The sequence below is a fragment of the Pseudomonas putida genome (genome assembly GCF_001636055.1).
GTDB classification, from domain to species: domain Bacteria; phylum Pseudomonadota; class Gammaproteobacteria; order Pseudomonadales; family Pseudomonadaceae; genus Aquipseudomonas; species Aquipseudomonas machongensis.
This window is the reverse complement of sequence record NZ_CP011789.1, coordinates 5372163-5389496: the sequence shown is the minus strand read 5'-3', so window position 1 is coordinate 5389496 and position 17334 is coordinate 5372163. Positions and strand designations below refer to the sequence as shown.

General features: G+C 58.7%; 16 protein-coding genes and 1 other RNA gene. 7 read left to right on the top strand and 10 right to left on the bottom strand.

Annotated elements, in window-relative coordinates:
- Positions 1 to 361 precede the first annotated feature (361 nt).
- From AB688_RS26930 to AB688_RS24175, 6 genes are all read right to left on the bottom strand, one after another.
- Positions 362 to 1804, bottom strand: a complete 1443-nt coding sequence (locus tag AB688_RS26930) for a hypothetical protein (protein WP_155738235.1) — start codon at positions 1802 to 1804, stop codon at positions 362 to 364.
- 339 nt (positions 1805 to 2143) lie between these two features.
- Positions 2144 to 2428 (bottom strand): hypothetical protein, encoded by a 285-nt coding sequence (locus AB688_RS24195; protein ID WP_063546149.1) that lies wholly within the window; start codon positions 2426 to 2428, stop codon positions 2144 to 2146.
- Entirely contained in the window at positions 2425 to 3405 is a 981-nt protein-coding gene (locus AB688_RS24190; RefSeq protein ID WP_063546880.1) for an integrase domain-containing protein, read from the bottom strand. Before AB688_RS24190 ends, AB688_RS24195 begins: the two co-directional genes overlap by 4 nt.
- Positions 3406 to 4354: 949 nt before the next feature.
- On the bottom strand, positions 4355 to 5611 hold the full coding sequence (locus AB688_RS24185) for an integrase domain-containing protein (RefSeq protein ID WP_063546148.1): 1257 nt from the start codon (positions 5609 to 5611) through the stop codon (positions 4355 to 4357).
- Between the two features lie 188 nt (positions 5612 to 5799).
- Positions 5800 to 6191, bottom strand: a transfer-messenger RNA (tmRNA) gene (ssrA, locus tag AB688_RS24180).
- A gap of 105 nt (positions 6192 to 6296) precedes the next feature.
- Complete coding sequence (locus AB688_RS24175) at positions 6297 to 6590, bottom strand: hypothetical protein (protein ID WP_063546147.1); 294 nt, start codon at positions 6588 to 6590, stop codon at positions 6297 to 6299.
- A gap of 352 nt (positions 6591 to 6942) precedes the next feature.
- On the opposite strand from AB688_RS24175, the gene AB688_RS24170 reads away from it, so the two are divergent.
- The 3 genes from AB688_RS24170 to AB688_RS24160 are packed head-to-tail and all read left to right on the top strand — an operon-like array spanning position 6943 to position 9547.
- Positions 6943 to 8382, top strand: a complete 1440-nt coding sequence (locus AB688_RS24170) for a cytochrome ubiquinol oxidase subunit I (RefSeq protein WP_063546146.1) — start codon at positions 6943 to 6945, stop codon at positions 8380 to 8382.
- Positions 8383 to 8385: 3 nt separating this feature from the next.
- On the top strand, positions 8386 to 9393 hold the full coding sequence (gene cydB, locus AB688_RS24165) for a cytochrome d ubiquinol oxidase subunit II (protein ID WP_054894034.1): 1008 nt from the start codon (positions 8386 to 8388) through the stop codon (positions 9391 to 9393).
- A gap of 13 nt (positions 9394 to 9406) precedes the next feature.
- Positions 9407 to 9547 carry a DUF2474 domain-containing protein gene (locus AB688_RS24160; protein WP_063546145.1) on the top strand — a complete coding sequence of 47 codons (141 nt, stop codon included), beginning with the start codon at positions 9407 to 9409 and terminating at the stop codon, positions 9545 to 9547.
- Positions 9548 to 9715: 168 nt separating this feature from the next.
- Here the strand turns inward: AB688_RS24160 and AB688_RS24155 are convergent, their stop codons facing one another.
- Positions 9716 to 9961 carry a DUF3077 domain-containing protein gene (locus tag AB688_RS24155; protein WP_054894036.1) on the bottom strand — a complete coding sequence of 82 codons (246 nt, stop codon included), beginning with the start codon at positions 9959 to 9961 and terminating at the stop codon, positions 9716 to 9718.
- A 711-nt stretch (positions 9962 to 10672) separates the two neighbouring features.
- Between AB688_RS24155 and AB688_RS24150 the strand changes: the two genes are divergently transcribed.
- Complete coding sequence (locus AB688_RS24150; protein ID WP_063545967.1) at positions 10673 to 11629, top strand: IS110 family transposase; 957 nt, start codon at positions 10673 to 10675, stop codon at positions 11627 to 11629.
- A 198-nt stretch (positions 11630 to 11827) separates the two neighbouring features.
- Here AB688_RS24150 and AB688_RS24145 read toward each other — a convergent pair whose 3' ends face one another.
- A complete protein-coding gene (locus tag AB688_RS24145) occupies positions 11828 to 12952 on the bottom strand; it encodes a methyltransferase (protein WP_063546144.1) in 1125 nt (374 codons plus the stop codon).
- Positions 12953 to 13043: 91 nt separating this feature from the next.
- Positions 13044 to 13757: an autoinducer binding domain-containing protein gene (locus tag AB688_RS24140; protein WP_063546143.1), complete on the bottom strand. Its 714-nt coding sequence runs from the start codon at positions 13755 to 13757 to the stop codon at positions 13044 to 13046.
- A gap of 204 nt (positions 13758 to 13961) precedes the next feature.
- Between AB688_RS24140 and AB688_RS24135 the strand changes: the two genes are divergently transcribed.
- Positions 13962 to 14738 (top strand): ferredoxin--NADP reductase, encoded by a 777-nt coding sequence (locus AB688_RS24135; RefSeq protein ID WP_054894039.1) that lies wholly within the window; start codon positions 13962 to 13964, stop codon positions 14736 to 14738.
- Positions 14739 to 14780: 42 nt separating this feature from the next.
- Here AB688_RS24135 and mscL read toward each other — a convergent pair whose 3' ends face one another.
- Positions 14781 to 15194 carry a large-conductance mechanosensitive channel protein MscL gene (gene mscL / locus AB688_RS24130; protein ID WP_054894040.1) on the bottom strand — a complete coding sequence of 138 codons (414 nt, stop codon included), beginning with the start codon at positions 15192 to 15194 and terminating at the stop codon, positions 14781 to 14783.
- Positions 15195 to 15373: 179 nt separating this feature from the next.
- Here mscL and radA point away from each other — a divergent pair, with 179 nt between their 5' ends.
- Positions 15374 to 16741: a DNA repair protein RadA gene (radA, locus tag AB688_RS24125; protein WP_063546142.1), complete on the top strand. Its 1368-nt coding sequence runs from the start codon at positions 15374 to 15376 to the stop codon at positions 16739 to 16741.
- Between the two features lie 72 nt (positions 16742 to 16813).
- Complete coding sequence (locus AB688_RS24120) at positions 16814 to 17317, top strand: RNA polymerase sigma factor (protein ID WP_063546141.1); 504 nt, start codon at positions 16814 to 16816, stop codon at positions 17315 to 17317.
- The last annotated feature ends 17 nt before the right edge of the window (positions 17318 to 17334 follow it).

Here is a 17334-nt window from a genome sequence, read left to right as displayed (position 1 = left end):
CCACCCATGCCCACCGACTAGTGGCCTTTTCTCTCTCTGTTCGTTAGTTTGCAGAATGGGCCGTTTCTGGCTAGCAGGTGATGGCAATCGGCACCAGACGAACGGATGTCTGCCGTGACGTAAATCATTGCTGGGGCTGGACACATCCTCCCCGAACTGGTCAGCGGCAACAGCACTGGGCGGGCCTCCGGCGAGAGGAATCGATTGCACCAAACTACACCTTTACTCCTCTTCGACGGGAGGCGCGTCGGCGGAGGAGGTGAGTACCTATTCAGCTGAATTTTTTAGTCGAGAGTAATGGATTAAGAGTGGCAATAATCGGATCACTACTCCCAAATATTGCCGCTAATAATGTTCTCTGTTACGACATAATAATAGTATTTTTTATATTATTAAGCACCTCTTCTAGTGGCGTTTTATGTTCGAGCTTTAGCTTCTCAAGTGCAGATATTAAATCTGTGTCAGTTAATGGTATAATTAATCCGTGGCCATTTTTAAATGAGTCTCTGCATCTTTCAATGAATAATTCTTTTTTGGATATCTCTCTGCAAGTTATGATCCCAAGCATTCCTCGATTAACGGTTAATCGACCGATCATTTGATCAAGTTCAGGGTTTTGTATGTCCTTTGAATAATTCTTGCATTCGATAATTAGATACGGGCAGGGTATCTTGTGAATCATATGGAGGGTATGAAAAAAACCTTCCTTAGCTGAGTTTTCGAAGTATATATCAATCCTCTTTCTGCCCTGGTTTATCTCGGCTTCTAGTACAGGTGATGAGGCGTTTGGATAAAGTAGCATTTCAAGAATGCCAACTATTGTTTTGTGATAGTCTGATGCCGTGGATGGCCCCTGCTTAATAGAGCGTAGTTTCGCAATCAGGTGCTCTACTACTGAATTCAAGTTGAGCTCGGGATCAATTGACTCAGATGGGAGAGATCTAACCTGCTGCGCTTGCTGATCTCTGAAGGATTTAAAAACCAATGGGTGTTTTTCTGTGAAATCGAATAGCCATTCTTTCGTAAAATCCTTTACTACATTTTCCTTTAGACTCTTTTTTGAAATGTAAGGAGTTCCATCCTTCCGATGCTCGACCCATATACTGCCTGTTCTTATGTGCTCATGTTGGAGGTATTCAAGTACATGTTTATTATAGTAGTTCTCAGGCGCATAAGCCTTGCTATAAGAAACGATTGCTTTCGGGGTGAGAAGGATCTTTTTTCCTTCAACAAGCAGTGTGTCTTCATGAGTAAATATCCACTTTTTTCGAGATGCATCCCATATAGGTCCAGCGGAAACACCAGCTGTTAATTCTATTTTATGTAGTTTGCATTGGGACTGCGTATAGGTAATTAGGCTCCCTCGTATGAGGTTGGTAGTCATATCTGAAACTTTATCTTTGCCGATTCCTGGAATAAATAGTCTAAAGTCTTCTAGGTCGGTGATTTTTCCGGACTGTATTGCCTTACTTCCCATGATACTTTCGAAGAGTTTCTTTGCATCCTCACTACCAATTCCGTTACCCCTAGGTTTCCCTACAGAAAGCCCGAGGCAGGTCTCATTAGGCTCATGGAGATGTGAGAAGAGTTCAAAAGCATCGTCCTCTTTCCCTTGGCGAACTAGATCTAAGAAATGAGAAAAAAATGACCTTACTGAACTGGCAGCTTTTATCGACCAGCGATCCGGTCTTAATCCAAGAAGATAAGGATCCACAAATAATCGCGTGTCAAAATCAGTGTCAATATCGACAAAGTCAAGTTCGAATTGACTTTTGGACAGTTTGAATCGTTCCGAAAGTTTCATGTTTTTGCCTTTTTACAGTGGTCTAAGCTAGATAAATATTAAAATTAAAGTGTGAAAGTGCCGGAGGGTGATTGTCCTTGGGGTTCACGAAATGCCAGATTCGAAATAGAGGACTTCAATCCTAGAATAATTATCTGCATCCTTGACCTCTAGGGGTTGGCGAGTTTCTTTGCGCAACAGTGAACTCTAGCTCAATAGAGGCATTTTGCAATCATTGGGGCGGCAAGTGCTTGGTAGTCGAGGCTAGCGGCGTACGAGAAGGACGCAGAAGTATTCCTATACGCCCCGGCCCTGGTGGATTAGATGACGGCGTTTAGGATGAAAAAGCAGATAATCTGTCTAGTCCTGAAATTGCTTGAATATCCATGATTTCTCTAAACGGCGGGCGAGCAGCCGTACTGTCAGCCTGTAGTAGGACCGAGTCGCCTTACTTCGCCTATCGAGGCAATGATCGAGAAACCACGCAACATGCTTTCTCTGCCAAGCCCAGGGCGTATCTCGCTGCCAGCGTGCTGCGATTGCAGCTTGGATAATCGCGGCCTGTCGCAAATGGCGTTGCCGCGTTGCATGCGATCCGGTCAGCACGCCAGCCAAGAACAACTCCATATCGAATGGCTTGCTCATGTCCGCCCTCCAATGTAGGCCGCGACCACGTCGATCCGACCGTGCCCCAGCTCATTGCTGATTTGCCTCCGGGCCTCACAATCAAGGTGCCTATCTACCTGGCAACATTGGCCGCCGTTGATAGGCGCGGGGTGTTGGGTGATTTGCTCATAACGCTCACATGCGTACGCCGCTCGTAGCTCATGAAAGCCTTTGAGGTTGTGTGTATGCAGGACGTCCCGTGCAGGGCGGACGATTTCTTGGAGAACATTCAGGTATCTTTCGTGTGGCGCAATCAGGTTGTGGCTACCCGCAGGCGACACCTGCCATGCAAACCTCGTTGCCTCGCGAACTCGGTCATTCACTCCAATCCAACGTGGCGCCGAGGCCCCGGCGCGGCCGCCTTTGGTACCATCCTGAATGTTTATCCTGCCTAGCTCGTCAGCCTCACGGCTTAGCCGTGGCAGGTCAGCCAAGATGGCCTCACGCAAGCGCATGCCGGTGGCTCGCGCCAACAGAACAAGCGCGGCGGCGCGTAGCTGATGTTGGCTGCAAAGCGCATCGACGATCTGTTTAACCTGTTCGCGGTCTTGGCCCTGGGGCACCGAGTGGCGAACCCCGGTGCGCTTCATACCCAACGCCTTGCTCGGACTTGGCAGTTTCACGCACTGATCACCGCGAAGCGCCGCCATGGTCCTGTTTACGCTGGATAGCCGGTTTTGTGCGGTGCTGACGGCGAGGTCGCCGCGCACAACCATGTCGCGCAGATATGCTGCATAGTCGGCCAACACCCTCCGATCAATCTGCCGCGCATCATTGATACCGGGCCCCTGTTCGGAGCGGCACCATTTGACGAATGCCTGCCACCGATCACAGTGCGCTTTGACCGTGCCGTAATGACCGCCGCCGAACATGTCTTTCAGCGCCTGCGGTCCTGCGTAACTCAATTGCCTGCCGTAACCGAAATTGCGACCATCGCGTCTACCCACCAATGCCATATCGGTCACCTCATCTTCTGCTCTCCAATCCTCGCCCCACGTCATCCCGCCAGGAATGCTGAGTGTTATCAGGGATCAAGGCCCCTGCGACCTGTGGGGAATGTCCACTACGCAGGACTGGCGGCTCCGTACGACCAGGAGCGAGGGCATCTCATGATCTGGCCTCCTGAACACCGTTACCGGTGGGCGGGTGGAGGCTGCGCTGGCTGACGAGACCAGCGCCTGAAGATCCTGAGCCGGGTGAACGCAGCACTGCGATGACCGGTGCATGCCTGACTGTCAGTCAGGTGCAGTCCATTCCCTGGTCTGCGGCACCATCATCTGCACGGCTGTTGCTGGTGACATCAGCGTTTGTCACGCCGATTGTCATGGGGGGGATTGCCGCAAAGCCCTGTGCGATGAGGGCTGCAGCAGTGGTAGAAGTGCCCGTCTCTTTCCAGAAGAAAGAGACGGGCACAGGTTGGCGCAGGATTCGGCCAAGCGGATAGGTTGCTGCAGGGCAGCGCAATAGGAAGTGTCGTCTGGCGCACGAGGGCCATGAAATGTAGTTGGCATCCATCACCGGGGAGGTGACCGGGCGAGCTGCCGGATGCGAATCGCCCTTGGGGAGAACCACCGCGGGGCGGCGTGACCTTTAAGGTTCGGGTCACCTGGGGTGCTGTCATCGACAGCCTTTGCACGGCCAGTTCTACGCCTGTGGATAAACCCGGTCAAGGGCCGAAATTCAGCGCTCTTGGGACGTGAAAAGCGGTTATCCACCGGTGAAATTCCATGGTAAATCCCGGACAACGTCGTGGCTTTTAGCTCTTCAGAGTAAGGTCCATCCAAACAGGGCGGCTTTGCAGCCCTGTTTGGATGGACCCGCGCTGAGAAGCGGATAAATGAGGCTGCTTTCCCTGAATCTTGAGCCTTCAGTTGCTGTCGCCGGTGTTATTGCGCCTGCACAGTCCTAGCGGATCGGCACCACGTTCTTGTCTCTAACTTGGCCGTATGCAGAGGCGAGCAGGCTGCCAGTGGCGGCTTTCTGGATGTACTCACTCCACCAGGCCATCATCGGGCGACGGCGCTCAATGTAGTCGGCTCGGTTGTAGGCGCTGCGCACCTCATCCTTGTCGACATGCGCCAGTGCAACCTCAATGAGCTCCGGGTCCCAGCCATGCTCATTCAAAATGGTGCTGGCCATCGAGCGCATGCCGTGGCTGACCAACCGATCCTGGAAGCCCATGCGTTTCAACGCCATGTTGGCCGTTTGGCTATTGGCGTGGGTGCGCGGATTTCTGTCTGCCGGGAAGACGTATTCGCGATGGCCGCTGTGAGTCTTCAGTGACTCCAAGAGTGCGGTAGCGTGATCACTCAACGGGATGCTGTGAGGGCGGCGCTTCTTCATCCGCTCCGGTGGGATAGTCCAGACACGCCTTTCAAAGTCGATGTCTGCCCAGCGAGTAGTCGCCGCCTCGGCGGGGCGAGTCATGGTGTGCAACTGCCATTCGATCAGGCAGCGAGTGGTGCGCTTGATGCTGGCGTTCGCGATCTCCAGCATGAGCTCGGGGAGCTCTTCTGGCGAAAGCGCGGCCATATTCTCTTTCTTGGGCTTCTTGAATACCGCCCTGATGCCAGTGAGTGGGTTGGCGAAAATCAAGCCGGAATTCACGCCGTAGGTCATGATCTCGTTCAGCCGCTGGCTAAGACGCTTGACCGTTTCCAAGCTGCCTTTCGCTTCGATTGGACGAAGCAACGCGATCACCATCGGCGCGGTAATTTTCGTCAGTGGTGTTGTCCTCAAGTCGGGGAGCACGTGCAGTGTGAGCGACCGCCAGATGTCCTCGGCGTAGGCTGGGGTGACCGAGTCTTTCTTGAGCTCGAACCAGGCGGTGGCCACGTTCTCGAAGGTGTGTTCCGTTTCTGCGCGCTTGGCTTCATTCAACGTATTGCGCTGCACCTTCGGATCGATGCCTTGAGCTAGCAGCTCGCGAGCTTCGACTGCCATCTTTCGCGCATTCGCCAGTGACAATTCGGGGTAGGTCCCGAAGCCGATGTTGATGCGCTTCTTGGTCACCGGTTCGCGGTAATTGAAATTCCACAGCAACGAGCCGTTGCTGCGGACGCGGAGCTGCAAACCGTCACCGTCAGTAAGGACGTAATCCTTGGACGCGGGTTTGACTCCCTTGAGCTGTCGATCGGAGAGACGGAGGTTTTGAGCAGGCATGAGATTGTCCTCAAGCACTGATTCGGTATTCCAAAGATTAGCACCGGATGGGCTGGAATACCGTCTGGAATACCAGAATGGCTGGAACTCAGAAACTCTTAAAAGACCGCAAAAAGCGCTGGGAGCCTCGTATTTACTGGATCGCAGGCACAAAAAAAGACGTCCGTGGACGTCTTTGATTGATCATTTGGTGGAGCCGGGGGGATTTGAACCCCCGTCCGCCAGTACTCCGCTGTCGGTACTACATGCTTAGCCGTGTCTATTGAGTTAATCCGCAGCCGCCCGACGGGCAGGGTGCTTTGGACGAGTTGGGTAAGTTTTAGTCGCTTTGCCCCCAACGTGCTACACGACGATCCTGTTCTGTATGACAATCACTTCGGGTTTACAGGCATCCCCTAGTGATTGCTGGAGCCGAAGCTACCAGGAGAGCGGGCTCAGCTGCTTACGCAGCGAGAGCGTAGCCCTCGTAGTTTTCGTCATTGGCAACTATAGAAAGTTGCAACAGTGGATTTACGAGTTCTGTTACCAACTCGGCATGCACCTAGAGTTTCGCTACCGGCGTCGAATCCTGATCGGCCCCACACTCAGCTCTAGCTGACGTATCTCTCGACACGTGCCGCCGAGTATACGCCTTTGCACGGGCGGCGTCGACTGCTGGTGCCGCCGCCCGTTGCAACAGAGCGGCTCAGGCGCCGCTGCCGCCGGCCGAGCCGCTGCCTTTCTCGGTCTTTTCCAGGCGCTCCAGCACCTTGCTGGTGATGGCGATGCACTCCTTGGTGTCGCCGCTGGCCTGGGCGGCCTTGGCTTTGTCGACATGCTCGGTGAGTGCCTTGTCCAGGCCTTCGGACGTGGCGCCGGCGGTAGCCATGCTGTCGTTGATCTTCTGCAGGTTGATCGCGCACAGGTCATCGGCGGCGAATACAGGCGAGGCCAGCAGGGTGGCGGCCGCGAAGAGGGCGGAAAGCGCTGTACCTTTCATGGGTGTCTCCTGGTGAAGGCCTCTGGAAGGTGGGCCTGAAGGGTGGACTGTGGCCATTGGCCAAGGGTTCCATCGGGTTGATCGGGCGATCCACCAAACCCGTCGCGAGTAAAGAGGGTGAGGCAACCGGTCACGCGGCAAACAACCACACAGCCTGCCCTGGCATTCGGGACTATGCTTCCCAACAGTCGTTGATTTGGATCAATCGTTCCAGATGAAACGAGTTGGCCGCCTGGCCAGAATCCCTGCGATCGAACAGAACAATTCGACAACAGCGCACTCGATTACCGTGGGGGCAGTGAGCGCGAGGGTCACGAGCCCGAACGCGCGGATTACCTGAAGAGGAAGCACTATGTTCGGTTTAGAGGCCTTGGAGCTCGCCCGAATCCAGTTTGCGTTTACCGTATCCTTCCACATCCTGTTCCCGGCCATCACCATTGGCCTGGCGAGCTACCTGGCGGTCCTAGAGGGCCTCTGGCTGAAGACCAACGACAATGTCTACCGCGACCTCTACCACTTCTGGTCGAAGATCTTTGCCGTCAACTTCGGCATGGGGGTGGTCTCCGGGCTGGTCATGGCCTATCAGTTCGGCACCAACTGGAGCCGTTTCTCCGACTTTGCCGGTGCCGTGACTGGGCCTTTGCTGACGTACGAAGTGCTCACTGCCTTTTTCCTCGAAGCGGGTTTCCTCGGGGTCATGCTGTTCGGCTGGAACCGCGTGGGGCGGGGGCTGCACTTCTTCGCCACGGTGATGGTGGCGCTCGGCACGCTGGTGTCGACCTTCTGGATCCTTGCCTCCAACAGCTGGATGCAGACGCCCCAGGGCCACGAGATCATCGATGGCCGGGTGGTGCCGGTCGACTGGCTGATGGTCATCTTCAACCCCTCGTTCCCCTACCGCCTGATGCACATGGCCACCGCTGCGTTCGTGGCCACGGCGTTCTTCGTCGGTGCCTCGGCGGCCTGGCATCTGCTGCGCGGGCGGGATAATCCGGCGGTGCGCAAGATGCTGTCGATGGCCATGTGGATGGCGCTGATTGTCACGCCGATCCAGGCGGTGATCGGTGACTTCCATGGCCTGAACACGCTCAAGCATCAGCCGGTGAAGATCGCCGCCATCGAGGGCCACTGGGAGAACAAGCCCGGCGAGCCGACGCCACTGATCCTGTTCGGCATCCCCGACATGAAGGCCGAGACCACGCGCTTCAAGGTAGAGATTCCAGCGTTGGGCAGCCTGATCCTGACCCACAGCCTGGACAAGCAAGTGCCGGCGATGAAGGAGTTTCCGCCTGAAGACCGGCCGAATTCGACCATCGTGTTCTGGTCGTTCCGGGTCATGGTCGGACTGGGCTTCCTGATGATCTTCGTCGGCCTGTGGAGCCTGTGGCTGCGCAAGCGCGGTACGCTCTATACCTCGCGGCCGTTCCTCCACCTCACGTTGTGGATGGGGCCGTCGGGGTTGATCGCGATTCTTGCGGGCTGGTTCACCACCGAGATCGGTCGTCAGCCGTGGGTGGTGTATGGGCTGATGCGCACGGCGGACGGGGTGTCGAACCACAGCTACGGGCAGCTCGGCTTCACCCTGGTGATGTTCGTGGTGGTGTACTTCGCGCTGTTCGGTACCGGACTGGGCTACATGATGCGCCTGGTACGCAAAGGGCCGCACACCGGGGAGGGTGACGCACAGCCGCCGGGCGGTCCGGGGCAGAAACGCACGCCAGCGCGGCCGTTGTCGGCTGCCGACGATGGTGGTGCGGACCACGATACTGCCAGCCTGAACAAGGGGAACTGAGCCATGGGTATCGATCTTCCGCTGATCTGGGCCGTGATCATCATCTTCGGGGTGATGATGTACGTGGTCATGGATGGCTTCGACCTGGGAATCGGCATGCTCTTCCCCTTCGTCAAGGGCGAGCGTGACCGTGATGTGATGATGAACACCGTCGCCCCGGTATGGGACGGCAACGAGACCTGGCTGGTGCTGGGCGGTGCGGGGCTGTTCGGGGCTTTCCCGATGGCCTATTCGGTGGTGCTCGAGGCGCTGTACCTGCCGCTGATCCTGATGTTGGTGGGCCTGATCTTCCGTGGCGTGGCCTTCGAGTTCCGCTTCAAGGCCAAGGACGACAAGCGCCACCTGTGGGACAAGGCGTTCATCTGGGGTTCGCTGGTGGCCACTTTCTTCCAGGGCGTGGCACTGGGGGCCTTCATCGAGGGCTTCAAGGTGGTAGACCGCCACTACGCTGGTGGCGCGTTTGACTGGCTGACGCCGTTCAGCATCTACAGCGGCCTGGGGCTGATAGTGGCGTACACGCTGCTGGGTTGCACCTGGCTGATCATGAAGACCGAAGGGCCGCTGCAGAAGCAGATGCACGACCTGGCGCGGCCGCTGGCGCTGGTGCTGCTGGTGGTGATCGGCATCGTCAGCCTGTGGACGCCGCTGGCTTATCCACAGATCGCCGATCGCTGGTTCAGCATGCCCAACCTGATCTGGTTCATGCCGGTACCGGTGTTGGTGCTGGTGACCTTCTATGGGTTGCTCAAGGCGGTGGCGCGCAACGCCAACTACACGCCGTTCCTGCTGACCTTGGTGCTGATCTTCCTGGGCTACAGCGGGTTGGGTATCAGCCTGTGGCCGAACATCATCCCGCCGTCGATCTCGATCTGGGATGCCGCTGCGCCAGCGCAGAGTCAGGGCTTCATGCTGGTGGGGACGCTGTTCATCCTGCCGTTCATCCTGGGGTACACCTTCTGGAGCTACTACGTGTTCCGCGGCAAGGTGACCCACGACGATGGCTATCACTAGGGAGTGCCGGGCGATGGATATCGAGGAGAAGAAACCGTTGTGGCAGCGCCTGGGCTGGCTGGTGCTGATCTGGGCGCTGAGTGTCGCGGCGCTGGGCATCGTGGCCTATGGCATGCGCATGTTCATGAGTGCGGCGGGGTTGAGTACGCATTGAGCCGGGTAGGAGCACCTTCCTGGTTCAAAATCTAAAGGCCAGCCCAGTCCTTGTGGGAGCGGGCTGGTCCCGCGATCACCGGCGCAGCCGGTGCCAGACACCGCAGTGCCCTTTTCGCGGGACCAGTCGGGACGTCGAACCGCCGCTCTCACAGAGGTCACGTCCGGGTTAATGGACGCTGTTGCGGGCGATTTCCAGATCGTTCAGCAGGCCTTTGGCCAGTGCGCTGAGGTAATGCAGTGCTGTGATGGAGGCCGGGGCGGCCTGTTCCTGGTCGCTCAGGTCGCGAATGCAGCCCAGCAATACCGAAACTTCCTCCAGCACCCGCTCCGGTGACAGGCCGGGTTGCACGCGGAACATGTCCAGGAAGCTTGCGACGCCTGCGGTGGTGTAGTCGTTGGGGTGATCACTCATGGTCGAGCCCTCGCATCTACGGGGCTGGGGATGAAACGGGGTGGGTCGGGGACGATCTTTTTCATGATCTGCAACCTTGTGTGGGTTCGGGGTGCGACCACCTCGTCATTCTCACAAGACATAGGGTGGCAGCCGTGAACGGGGTGAGAAATCCGGGACACAAGAAACCCGGTCAGACCGAAGCCTGCCCGCACACGGCTGCCATAAAGGAAAACGTGTTTTCTTGAGTTTCGGGTTTCTCACACCCGGTCGCCAACTCGACGACCCAGCGACGGTATCCCTGAGACATTTCCCCGACAATCAAGACGCTTCCGCAAAATGCGTAGGATAGTTCCCAGGAAGATTTGCTTGAAGCTGGCAGGCTGCAGATTCAGAAACATCCTATCCGGCGCCTGCATTTTTTTTGTGGGAGCGGGCTTGCCCGCGAAAAGGACACTGCGGTGCATGGCACCGGCTTCGCCGGTGATCGCGGGACAAGTCGGGACGCCGAACCGCCGCTTGTGTCTTGATAGGGGATTAGAATCTGGAGTGAGAGCGGTGAATGGCAAGCTGAATGCCGCGTGTGCCTTGAGCACGAGTGGGAGCACAAGCTGCCATTCACCGTTCCACTTTGGCGAGAGCCCGAACAGTTGGATGCGGCCTTGATCTCGAATCACAAGCGTGGGCCAAGCCAAAGTCCTCTCACTCTGTTGAGTCTAGGAGATTTTGGTGATGGTTTCCTTTGTGGGTATCGATGTTTCTAGTCGCACGCTGGACATAGCGGTGCGTCCCCAGAGCCTCAAGATCAATGTCACCAACGATCAGGCAGGGTTCGAGGTATTGGAGAAGAGCCTTCGAGGCCTCAAGGTCAAGCGTGTCCTGCTGGAGGCGACAGGCGGATACGAGCGTGAGGTGCTGAGCTTTCTGCAGAGCGCTGGCTACAAGGTCATTCGCGTAAACCCTAGGCGAGCCAGGTCGTTTGCCGAGTCCATGAATATCAAAGCCAAGACCGACGCCATCGATGCAGCGGTATTGGCGCATTTCGCCGAAGTTATCCCCGATAAACCTACTCTGCAGGTCAGTCCGCAGAGGGCGTTGCTGCGCGAGCTGCTGCAGCAGCGTGATCGTCTGGTCCAGCAGCGAGACGACGACCGGCGGCGCCTGAAACAGGCTCAGTCTGAGGTGGTCGCTCGCTTCCTGAAGTCCAACCTCCAGCACTTCAGGTCTCAGATCAGACAGATTGAGCATGAGCTCAAGCTGCATGCCGAAGGGCTGGGTGATGAACGAATTGCTCAACTAGTCCAGGTCAAAGGTATCGGGCTGGTGACGGCTGGGAAGCTTGTGACGCTGCTGCCGGAGTTGGGCCATGTGGAGGCCCGAGAAATAGCCTCGCTGGTTGGGGTGGCACCTTTCAATCACGACAGTGGAACATCCGTAGGCAAGCGCTCGATCTCGGGAGGCCGTTTCGGGATAAGGTGCGCGTTGTACATGTCGTGTTTGGTGGCCGTAAGGCAAAACCCCTCGCTCAAGGCGAAGTACCAAGCACTGCGTGAAAGGGGCAAGGCAGCCAAGGTCGCGATTGTGGCCTGCATGAGAGTTTTCATCGTACGACTCAATGCGATGCTAAGAACAGGCACCCCCTGGCAGGATGTGGAATTGCCTCAGTGCAAGAGCGCAACACCGGCGTAAATCCGAACGCCGTACGTGTGGGAGCGGGTTTACCCGCGAAAAAGACACCGCGCTGCCTGGCACGGGCTACGCCCGTGTTCGCGGGACAAGCCCGCTCCCACAGGGGATTGGGCTGGTCTTTAGATTTTGAGCAAGACAGTTGCTCCCACAGGGATTGGGCTGGTCTCCAGATTTTGAGCAAGACAGTTGGCTCTACGATCACTTGCGCGCCTTGAGCACCACGAACTTCGGCGTCGCCGCGACCTGCTCCACACCGCGGAACAACCGCGACAGCTTGCTGTGATAGCCCAGGTGGCGATTGCCGACGATGTACAGCGCGCCGCCGACCACCAGCGCCTCCCGAGCCTGCTGGAACATGCGCCAGGCGAGGAAGTCGCCGACCACTTGCTGCTGGTGGAATGGCGGGTTGCACAGCACCACATCCAGCGACTGCTTCTGCTGCCCGGCCAGGCCATCATCGGCGCGAATGTCCACTGCGCGATCGCCCAGTGCCGCCTGCCAATTTTCCCGCGCCGATTGCACGGCCATGTACGACTCGTCCACCAGGGTGTAGTGCGCATCGGGGTTGACCTGTGCACTGGCGATGGCCAGCACGCCGTTGCCGCATCCCAGGTCGGCGACGCGGGCGCTGCCGAGGTTGCGCGGCAGGTGCGGGAGGAAGGCGCGGGTGCCGATGTCCAGGCCTTCGCGGCAGAACACGTTGGCATGGTTGATCAGCTCCAGCGCGGGGCTGTCCAGGTGGTAGCGGGTGGGGTAGGGCGAGGTGGCGACAGGTCGCTCGCCGACCGTGGCGATCAACAGGCGTGCCTTTTTCTGCGCAAGCGACGCCTGGACCGGGCCGATGTACTGCTCCATCAGGTCGCCGGCGGCGCGGGGCAGGTGCTTGATCATCGCCCCGGCGATCACCTCGGCGCCGGGCGCCAGCTTGCCTTGCAGGCGGATCAGTTGTTCCTCGAGCAATGCGAGGGTCTTGGGCACGCGAATCAGCACACGGTCGAACGGCCCTTGCCAATGCTCGCTGGAGGGTATGAAGGGCACGGCGTCGTAGGGTTTGCCATTGCGCGCGAGGTTTTTTTCCAGGGCCAGGTGGGCCAGGTGGGAGTCGCCGCTGCTGGTCACCTGCACCTGGCCGGCGAGGCTGGCCGCCAGGGCGCCGAAGCTGTCGTTGAGGATCAGCACGCGACACGTGGTTTGCGGTGCCTGGGCTGCCAAGTGGCTCAGCAGGTACTCGTCGGCAGCGTCGAAGGCTTGCAGGGGGTCGTTGTTCTGCTCCGGTTGACGGATCAGGTCGAGTTCGGCGAATGGGCTGGTCAGCAGGGGCATGGGGGAACGGGCTCGATGCGGCTTTGCCTGCGGTGGATGATCGCTGGCGTCAAAGCGTTCGATTCTACAGGGCTTTGCCGGTAGCGGGCAGTTACTTCCAGATCAGGCCGCGGGCGGCGGCAACTGCGGCGGCAGCGGTCTTGTTGGACACGCCGAGTTTGGCGATCACACTGCGGATATGGAAGTTCACGGTACTCTGCGACAACGAGAGAATGCAGGCGATGTCGGACGCGGTCTTGCCGTCAGCGGTCCACTTGGTGACTTCCAGCTCACGGTCGGTCAGGGCAGGGGCTGGGTCCATCAGTCTGCGGTGATGTTCGCAGATCAGTTCATGCAGTACGTTGTGCAGCCAGAGCAATTGTGCGCTCTTGGTCAGGAATTCGAGCGTCGAGACCTTGTGCTCGGGGCGGGCCACGCTGAGCTGGCTGGCGTGGTTGATGTGGTCGTAGAGCGACTGCGTCCACCCATGACGCAGGCCATGGCTGCAAGCGAGGCTGCGGTATTCGGGGGCTTCGTCGTAGAGCTTGTCTTCCCAGAGCACCGGGACCGTGGAGCGCCGGCTGAGGGCTATGATGGGGTCTTGCTCGATGAAGTTGCGATCCGCCTGATAGTGGGCATTCCATTCTTTTGGAAAATTGTTGTACAGGATTACATGGGCACGTTGCGCGGGAACATGCAGGTGCAGGGCAAGCCCTACATACTCCATGTCCATCTCCTGAACGAGTGCGATGGCATGGTCGAACATACGTTCGGGGTGCCTTTCGCCCAGCAATATCTGGAGATTTTCCGGCTTCCAATGCGACATGTTGTTGCTCCAAGTGGATCCAAATTTCGGTGGCATCCATCCGAGTGTAGGAAAAGCTGACTAAAGCGCTGGAAATTTTTCGCTATAGCGTGTGCTATCGATATAGATTTAGTTGTACCGATTTTGTACGAGAACCTACAGCTCCTCGGTGTTCCTGGGCGTCACTTTGCGCCACACTTGGCGCATTCACCTCGGGAGTCCGTCATGACCGCCAGTGCCGACAAATTCACTTCACAAACCCTGCTCGATGTCCAACCCCTGACGCCGAACCTTTTCAGCCTGCGTGTCACCCGTGATGCGGGGTTCCGTTTCCGTGCCGGGCAGTTCGCGCGCCTTGGGGTGGCCAAGGCCGACGGCAGTGTGGTGTGGCGGGCCTACTCGATGGTCAGCGCGCCCCATGACGAGTTTCTTGATTTCTTTTCCATCGTGGTGCCGGGCGGTGAGTTCACCAGTGAGTTGAGCCGGCTGGGAGAGGGTGACACCCTGCTGATCGACCGCCAGGCCTTCGGCTACCTGACCCTGGACCGCTTCGTCGGTGGCCGCGACTTGTGGCTGCTGGCCACAGGCACCGGTATCGCCCCCTTCGTGTCGATCCTCCAGGACTTCGAGGCCTGGGAACGCTTCGACAACATCAAGCTGGTGTATTCGGTGCGCGAAGCCAAGGAGTTGGCGTACGTGGATCTGATCGCCGGGCTTGAACAGCGCGACTACCTGGCCGAGTTCGCCGGCAAGCTGCAGTTCATTCCGGTGGTTACGCGTGAGCTGCACCCTGGCGCGCTGAATGCGCGGATCACCACGCTGATCGAGAACGGCGAGCTGGAGCGGGCCGCGGGGCTTGAGTTTTCGCCGGAGCATTCGAGGATCATGCTGTGCGGCAACCCTGAAATGATCGACGAGACACGCAAGGTGCTGAAGGCGCGTGACCTGCAACTGAGCCTGAGCAAGCGGCCGGGGCAGGTGGCGGTGGAGAACTACTGGTAGAAACGCTATCCGGGGCCGTATCGCGGCCCCGGAACGTTTTGGTCAGGGCTGGCGGTTCTGCGCCTTGAGCAGGTCGCGGATCTCGGTCAGCAGGGTTTCCTGCGGCGTCGGCACCGGCGGGGTGGTGGGCGCCACGGCCTCTTCGCGCTTGAGGCGGTTGATCGCCTTCACGCCCATGAAGATGGCGAAGGCCACGATCACGAAGTCGATGACGGTCTGGATGAACTTGCCGTAAGCCAGCACCACTGCCGGGATATCACCCTCTGCAGCCTTGAGCGTGATCGCCAGGTCACTGAAGTCCACCCCGCCGATCAGCAGGCCCAGTGGCGGCATGATCACGTCGCCCACGAATGACGAGACGATCTTGCCGAAGGCCGCGCCGATGATGATACCAACCGCCATGTCGACGACATTTCCCTTGACCGCGAAGGCCTTGAACTCGCTGAGCACGCCCATGTTTTATTCCTTTGTAACAAATGGTGAGGTAAACGCAGTGTAAGCCACTAAAACGCTTCATGCGCTGCATTCAGGGCTACAGACTGCCATTAGAACGAATAGTTTTGTCGCACGCAGCAGCGCCCGAGGCACATCGGGCTTGGGCTATCATGGCGGTCTTTGCCCAGGAGACTGACCCGATGGCCAAGGCCAAGCGCTTGTATGGCTGCACCGAGTGCGGCGCGACCTTTCCCAAATGGGCCGGCCAGTGTGGCGAATGCGGCGCCTGGAACACCCTGGTCGAGACCATGATCGAAAGCGGCGGCGCTGCAGCGCCTGCCGGGCGTGCGGGCTGGACCGGGCAGCAGGCGCAGATCAAGACCCTGGCCGAGGTGAGTGTCGAGGAGATCCCGCGCTTCACCACCAGCAGCACCGAGCTTGACCGTGTGCTCGGCGGCGGCCTGGTCGATGGTTCGGTGGTGCTGATTGGCGGTGACCCGGGTATCGGCAAGTCCACCATCCTGCTGCAGACCCTGTGCAACATCGCCACGCAGATGCCTGCGCTGTACGTCACTGGCGAGGAGTCGCAGCAGCAGGTGGCCATGCGTTCGCGGCGCCTGGGCCTGCCCCAGGACCAGCTCAAGGTGATGACCGAAACCTGCATTGAAACCATCATCGCCACGGCGCGGGTGGAAAAGCCGCGGGTGATGGTGATCGACTCGATCCAGACCATCTTCACCGAACAGCTGCAATCGGCTCCCGGTGGCGTGGCCCAGGTGCGCGAGAGCACGGCGCTGCTGGTGCGTTACGCCAAGCAGAGCGGCACGGCGATCTTCCTGGTTGGCCACGTGACCAAAGAGGGCTCGCTGGCAGGCCCGCGGGTACTCGAGCACATGGTCGACACCGTGCTGTATTTCGAGGGCGAATCGGACGGACGCCTGCGCCTGCTGCGAGCGGTGAAGAACCGTTTCGGCGCGGTCAACGAGCTGGGTGTGTTCGGCATGACCGACCGTGGCCTGAAGGAGGTCTCCAACCCTTCGGCGATCTTCCTCAACCGCACCCAGGAAGAGGTGCCGGGCAGCGTGGTGATGGCCACCTGGGAGGGCACCCGGCCGATGCTGGTCGAGGTGCAGGCGCTGGTCGACGACAGCCACCTGGCCAACCCGCGACGGGTCACCCTGGGCCTGGACCAGAACCGCCTGGCGATGTTGCTGGCGGTGTTGCACCGCCACGGCGGCATTCCCACCCATGACCAGGACGTGTTCCTAAACGTGGTCGGCGGGGTCAAGGTGCTCGAGACCGCCTCTGACCTGGCGCTGCTCGCAGCGGTAATGTCGAGCCTGCGCAACCGCCCGTTGGCCCATGGCCTGCTGGTGTTCGGCGAGATCGGTCTTTCTGGCGAGGTGCGTCCGGTGCCCAGCGGCCAGGAGCGCCTGAAGGAGGCGGCCAAGCATGGCTTCAAGCGCGCCATCGTGCCCAAGGGCAACGCCCCCAAGGAATCGCCGGCAGGCTTGCAGGTGATTGCGGTGACGCGTCTGGAGCAGGCCCTGGACGCACTGTTCGAGTGATCGCACTTCTTGCAAGTGATTCTCAGTAGCGAGTAGCATTCCGCCACCTTGCGACCACCAGCTGGAGTGCGTGTGGCGGAGTCCGACCTCAAGCGCTTGTTCATCAAGCATGCGAAAACCCTGCAGGGGCTGCTGACGCGCAAGGTGCGCGATCCGCAGCTCGCTGCCGATCTGGTGCAGGAAAGTTTCCTGCGCCTGGCCGAACAGCAGCGCCAGGAAACCATCGAAAACACGCCGGGCTACCTGTACCGCACGGCGCACAACCTGATGATCGACCACCTGCGCCAGCAGCAGCGGCGCAAGACCGACCCGGTGCCCCACGAGGCTCTCGAAGGCATCGTCGAAGAACGCCCAGGGCTTGAGGAGCAGGCGGCGCGCGAGCAGCATCTGCGGCGCCTGCAAACCATGCTCGAAGAGCTTCCCGAGCGCACCCAGCAGGTGTTTCGTCTCAACCGCCTGGAAGGCATGACCCACGCCGAGGTCGCCCGCCACCTGGGGATTTCCGACAGCTCCGTGCAGAAGCATCTGGCCAAGGCCCTGGCCTATGTGATGCAGTGCCTGCAGGACGGTGGATGACGAGCGGTTTACTGACA

Bases quoted from the DNA above. Each gene is read 5' to 3' on its own strand.
- AB688_RS24150 (WP_063545967.1), top strand. From the start codon at position 10,673: ATGGTTTCCTTTGTGGGTATCGATGTTTCTAGTCGCACGCTGGACATA.
- cydB (WP_054894034.1), top strand. From the start codon at position 8,386: ATGGGTATCGATCTTCCGCTGATCTGGGCCGTGATCATCATCTTCGGG.
- radA (WP_063546142.1), top strand. From the start codon at position 15,374: ATGGCCAAGGCCAAGCGCTTGTATGGCTGCACCGAGTGCGGCGCGACC.
- AB688_RS24155 (WP_054894036.1), bottom strand. From the start codon at position 9,961: ATGAGTGATCACCCCAACGACTACACCACCGCAGGCGTCGCAAGCTTC.
- AB688_RS24140 (WP_063546143.1), bottom strand. From the start codon at position 13,757: ATGTCGCATTGGAAGCCGGAAAATCTCCAGATATTGCTGGGCGAAAGG.
- AB688_RS24175 (WP_063546147.1), bottom strand. From the start codon at position 6,590: ATGAAAGGTACAGCGCTTTCCGCCCTCTTCGCGGCCGCCACCCTGCTG.
- AB688_RS24195 (WP_063546149.1), bottom strand. From the start codon at position 2,428: ATGAGCAAGCCATTCGATATGGAGTTGTTCTTGGCTGGCGTGCTGACC.
- AB688_RS24190 (WP_063546880.1), bottom strand. From the start codon at position 3,405: ATGGCATTGGTGGGTAGACGCGATGGTCGCAATTTCGGTTACGGCAGG.
- AB688_RS24185 (WP_063546148.1), bottom strand. From the start codon at position 5,611: ATGCCTGCTCAAAACCTCCGTCTCTCCGATCGACAGCTCAAGGGAGTC.
- AB688_RS24145 (WP_063546144.1), bottom strand. From the start codon at position 12,952: ATGCCCCTGCTGACCAGCCCATTCGCCGAACTCGACCTGATCCGTCAA.
- AB688_RS24160 (WP_063546145.1), top strand. From the start codon at position 9,407: ATGGATATCGAGGAGAAGAAACCGTTGTGGCAGCGCCTGGGCTGGCTG.
- AB688_RS24170 (WP_063546146.1), top strand. From the start codon at position 6,943: ATGTTCGGTTTAGAGGCCTTGGAGCTCGCCCGAATCCAGTTTGCGTTT.
- mscL (WP_054894040.1), bottom strand. From the start codon at position 15,194: ATGGGCGTGCTCAGCGAGTTCAAGGCCTTCGCGGTCAAGGGAAATGTC.
- AB688_RS26930 (WP_155738235.1), bottom strand. From the start codon at position 1,804: ATGAAACTTTCGGAACGATTCAAACTGTCCAAAAGTCAATTCGAACTT.
- AB688_RS24135 (WP_054894039.1), top strand. From the start codon at position 13,962: ATGACCGCCAGTGCCGACAAATTCACTTCACAAACCCTGCTCGATGTC.